General features: G+C 73.6%; 6 protein-coding genes. 3 read left to right on the forward strand and 3 right to left on the reverse strand.

Annotation, left to right across the window (positions count from 1 at the left end; all coding sequences use genetic code 11):
* The coding region (locus tag ACXJKL_RS15620; protein ID WP_457207952.1) for a hypothetical protein at positions 1 to 275 on the reverse strand (275 nt) is incomplete at its 3' end.
* Between the two features lie 81 nt (positions 276 to 356).
* On the opposite strand from ACXJKL_RS15620, the gene ACXJKL_RS15625 reads away from it, so the two are divergent.
* The gene (locus ACXJKL_RS15625) at positions 357 to 908 is read left to right on the forward strand and encodes a hypothetical protein (RefSeq protein ID WP_457207953.1); all 552 of its coding nucleotides are present in this window, start codon (positions 357 to 359) and stop codon (positions 906 to 908) included.
* Positions 909 to 942: 34 nt separating this feature from the next.
* On the opposite strand, the gene ACXJKL_RS15630 is transcribed toward ACXJKL_RS15625, so the two are convergent.
* Positions 943 to 1,611: a hypothetical protein gene (locus tag ACXJKL_RS15630; protein ID WP_457207954.1), complete on the reverse strand. Its 669-nt coding sequence runs from the start codon at positions 1,609 to 1,611 to the stop codon at positions 943 to 945.
* Positions 1,612 to 1,814: 203 nt separating this feature from the next.
* Here ACXJKL_RS15630 and ACXJKL_RS15635 point away from each other — a divergent pair, with 203 nt between their 5' ends.
* Together ACXJKL_RS15635 and ACXJKL_RS15640 are read left to right on the forward strand one after the other, a co-directional pair.
* Complete coding sequence (locus ACXJKL_RS15635; RefSeq protein ID WP_457207955.1) at positions 1,815 to 2,387, forward strand: hypothetical protein; 573 nt, start codon at positions 1,815 to 1,817, stop codon at positions 2,385 to 2,387.
* A 112-nt stretch (positions 2,388 to 2,499) separates the two neighbouring features.
* Complete coding sequence (locus tag ACXJKL_RS15640) at positions 2,500 to 3,726, forward strand: SpoIID/LytB domain-containing protein (RefSeq protein WP_457207956.1); 1,227 nt, start codon at positions 2,500 to 2,502, stop codon at positions 3,724 to 3,726.
* Positions 3,727 to 3,732: 6 nt separating this feature from the next.
* On the opposite strand, the gene ACXJKL_RS15645 is transcribed toward ACXJKL_RS15640, so the two are convergent.
* Positions 3,733 to 4,317 (reverse strand): biotin/lipoyl-containing protein (locus ACXJKL_RS15645; protein ID WP_457207957.1); only part of this gene is annotated, 585 nt, incomplete at its 5' end.

Raw genomic sequence — 4,317 nt, forward strand, 5'->3', positions numbered from 1 at the left:
TCGTACGACACGTCGCCCACCCGGGGGACCCGCAGGCCCGGTCGCTCGCGGAAGTCGCGCTCGGCCCGCTCGAGCAGCTCGTCCGCCGCGGACCCCTCGAGCCCGTCCAGGACGCGCTGGCCGTCGGCGGCCTGGAAGGCGCCGAGGAGGGCGCGGCTGAGGGCGGCCGGGGTGCGCAGACGGTCGACGTCATGGACGCGCACCCGGGYGACGTGGCGCGACGGGTCGAGCGTCAGCTCGAGCGTGGCGTCCCGATCCGTGGCGGTGGTGGTCATGTCCGGTCTCCTGCCCATCACCATGGGCGACCAAACGCGGCAGGTGGTCCTACCGGTCGCGGACGTGCCAGAGTGCGCCCCGTGACCAAGACGATGCTGGTGGTGCTCGGACTCCTGCTCGCGCTGGCCGGCTGCTCGGACGCCGATGCCGACGAGACCGTCACCGCGGCCCAGCTGCCGGCCGACCTCTGCGACCTCGTCCCGGCCCGTCAGGTGGAGCGCTGGGGCCTCGTCGAGGAGTCCAGCTCGACGGACAACGACGGCCCGATCAACTCCGCCGACTGCACCATGACGGGCGGGCCGGAGGTCGACGACCCTCGCCTGGAGCTCCGGGTCGACAGCCTCGGGGGTGGGGACGCGGAGTCGGCCGCCCGGTTCACCTCTGACACGTTCGGGGACAGCTGCGGGAACGTCCGCTCCCACGGCGAGTACGCCGACACCCGCGACCAGTGCACCGCCACCGCCGAGTCCGACGGGACACTGACCCTGGCGTCGGCGACACGGTTGCCCGACACCTACAGCGTGGTGTGGGTGCAGCTGGTGACCCCGGCGGCCGACGCCGACGCCGCGGACGACGCGGTGGCCGCCCTCGTGGAGGCCGTGCGCAGCGAGGTCGAGGGCGCGACTTCCTAGGCGAGCCCGGGGCGCGCGCCCGCCACGGTCGCGGTCAGCTGTAGGGACCGTTGACGCCGTTGAGGCCGTTGATGGTCGAACGCATGTGGGCCTCGGCCACCGCCTTGTCCGTGAGCCGGGTGTCCGTGCCGCCCATGACGTGGGCGCGGTGCGGATCCRCCAGGTCCCGCACGGTCGTGAAGGGTCCGGCCTCATGGACGTTGACGTACCGGTCACCGACCCGCACCTGCCGGATCGCCGGCGGCTGCCCGCCGTCCAGGCGACGCGCGTCGGCGGCGCAGACGGGGACCGGACGCTCGACCCCGGACGCCGGTGCCCAGGCGACGTCGCGGACGGACGGCCCGTGACGAGGATCGAAGAAGCACGGCTCACGGCGGGCGGGGAGGGGCTCACCACCCTGCAGGGCCAGGACGGCGGCCCGGTGGTAGCGCGCGTCAGCGACCACCTGCTCGACGCCGAGGAGGTCCTCGACGCAGCTGGAGGCGGCGACCAGGGTCGTGGCCTGCTCGTAGTGCGCGAGGGCCCGGCCGTAGTGATGGCTGGCCTCGTCGCCCAGCTCCTCGGCGAGGGTGTCCGCGTGGAGCTCGGTGAGGTCCTCGCCGAGGACGGTCACCTCGTCGTCGAGGAGGCGTCGCGCCACGCGCCACCGCTCCAGGGCGGCCAGTTCGCGCTCGCGGCGCTTCCGGCTACGGAAGAGTGCCATGGCCGGCTGCGGGGGTCGGGTCGAGCGGGCGGGGCGACGTCACGGTCATGCCGGCCAGTCTGCCGGGTCGTTGTCGCTCGGTGATCACACTGGCGTCTCCCTGCACGCTCGGCCTGCCCTGTCGTCCAGACCCTCCCCGGTGCCGATGTCCTCATACCGCCGCGCAGCAGGTTGACCGCGGCGAGGGTGGGTAGAGACAGGCCATGCGCCTGCCTCGTCGGTTGTCCGTGCCGATCTCCGTCCCCCTCGTCCTGGCCGGGGCCCTGAGCTCCTGCTCGGGCGACGTCGACGGCGTCAGTGCAGGTTCGCGATCCCCGTCGGCCGCCGAGACGACGCTCGAGCGGTGCCGCGACCTCCTGCCCGACGAGGCCTTGGACGCGATGGGGTGGGACCTCCGGGGTGAGCCCTCCCTCGATGGCTCCTCCTGCGTCCAGCTGGCGGCCCAGGGGGCGGTGCGCGTCCAGCGGCGTCCAGTGGGGGCCGGGTCGGCGCAGGAGCTGCCGGCGGCCGCCCAACGGGCTTTCGACGACCGCTGCGCCGAGCTGGGCGGCATGGTCGGTGACGCCGCCGGCGAGGAGGTCGCCTGGCTCGGGGAGGAGAACCCGGCCTGCGTCGCGCCCGCCGAGGGCGAGACCGGGACGACGGCCCTGCTGGTGCTGTGGCCCGCGTCGAGCCTGCTGGTGGAGGCGCGTGTCGAGGCCGACGAGCCGACCGCGCCCGACGCCGTGCAGGCGGCGGTCACCTCGCTGGCGAGGGCCGCGGAGCAAGAGCTGTAGGCCCCGGCGAGAACTACAGGGATGTAGTTCTCGCAGTCGTGTTGTGGGCGACTGGGACGCGTGGTGTCATCGAGCGTCACGCCAGTCCCACCCGACTCAGGAGACGCATCCGATGCGCCGATCCAGCAGCCTCCTCGCCGTGCTCGGAGCGACCCTCCTGATCGTCTCGGTCACCACCGCGGCCCCGGCGACAGCGAGCCGCAGGGCCGAGGTGTACGCCGTCGCCGGTCCCTCCACGATCACCCTCACCGGACACGGCTACGGGCACGGTCACGGGATGTCGCAGTACGGCGCCGAGGGGGCGGCCCGCCAGGGACTGACCTGGCAGCAGATCATCGGGTTCTACTACCCCGGCACGGCGTGGGGAGAGATGCGCGGGCAGATCTCCGTCTGGCTGACCGGCGACTCCACCGACGACGTCGTGGTGGCCGCCCAGCAGGGGCTGACCGTCACCCGGCTGGCCCCGCGCAAGGCCTGGGTCCTCCCCGCCAACGGGGCACGGCAGTGGCGCGTCAACGGCCTGGCCGGTGGCCGCTCGCAGGTGCAGTTCGTGAAGGCCGGTGCCTGGCGCACGTGGAAGGTCTTCGGCGGTGACGCGGAGTTCTCGGCCACGAAGAAGCGGCTGACCCTGGTGACCCCCTCGGGCAGCCGGGCCTACCGCGGTCGGCTCCGGTCGGCCTCGCCCGTGCCCGGCGGGACCGCGCGCGACACCGTCAACGTCCTGAGCATGGAGTCCTACCTGCGCGGCGTCGTACCGCTCGAGATCCCGGCCCTGTGGAGTCCGGACGCCGTGCGGKCCCAGGCGGTCGCAGCGCGCACCTACGCCGCCGCCGAGCGGTCGCACCCCAACGCGCGGCACTACCAGATCTGCGACACCTCCCAGTGCCAGGTCTACGGCGGCCTCGGGGCCGAGCACCCGGCGGCCACGCGGGCGATCCGCGACACCGCGCGCCAGGGACTGACCTACGAGGGCAGGCCCGCCTTCACCCAGTTCTCCGCCAGCAGCGGCGGCTGGACCTCCGCCGGTTCCACGCCCTACCTGGTCGCCCAGGAGGACCCGTACGACGGGTGGGACGGCAACGGCGTCCACGACTGGACCATGACGGTCAACGACGCCGCGCTCGAGCGCCACTACCCGGCGATCGGTGACCTGACCTCGATCGAGATCGCGGACCGTGACGGCAACGGGGACTGGGGCGGCCGGGTGCAGGACATGACGCTCGTCGGCTCGCGTGGACGCGTCGCCGTCACCGGAGACACCCTGCGCTCGCTCCTGGGCCTGCGGTCCTCGTGGTTCACCGTGAGCGTGGCACCCCTGAGCGCCCGCACGAAGGGCTGACCCCGCTCAGCTCCGCAGCACCAGCACCAGGTCGCCACCCTCGACCGCCTGGGTGCCGGGCACGGCGACCCGCTCGACGGTGCCGGCGCGCGGCGCGGTGATGGAGGCCTCCATCTTCATCGCCTCGATGGTCGCGACGGTCTGCCCTGCCTCGACGGTGTCGCCCTCGGCGACGCCCACCGTGACCACCCCGTCGAAGGGAGCGGCCACGTGGCCGCCGTGCGAGGCGTCGGCCTTCTCCGCGGCGGCGACCGCGGAGGCGACGTTGCGGTCGCGGACCCCGACCGGGCGCATCTGGCCGTTGAGCGTGCACATGACGGTGCGGATGCCGCGCTCGTCGGGCTCGCTGATCGCCTCGAGGCCGATGAGCAGGCGCTTGCCCTCGTCGAGGTCGACGACGTGCTCCTGGCCGCGCCGCAGCCCGTAGAGGTAGTCGATGGTGGGCAGGACGGACAGGTCGCCGTAGGTCTCGCGCGACTCCTTGAACTCCTTCGTCGGCCCGGGGAACAGCAGCTGGTTGAGCGTGTCGCGCCGCTCCCGCGACGAGCCCGACGTGAGACCCGCGGACTGCTCGGGGGTCAGGTCGGCCGC

This window comes from Nocardioides sp. P5_C9_2, assembly GCF_054049555.1.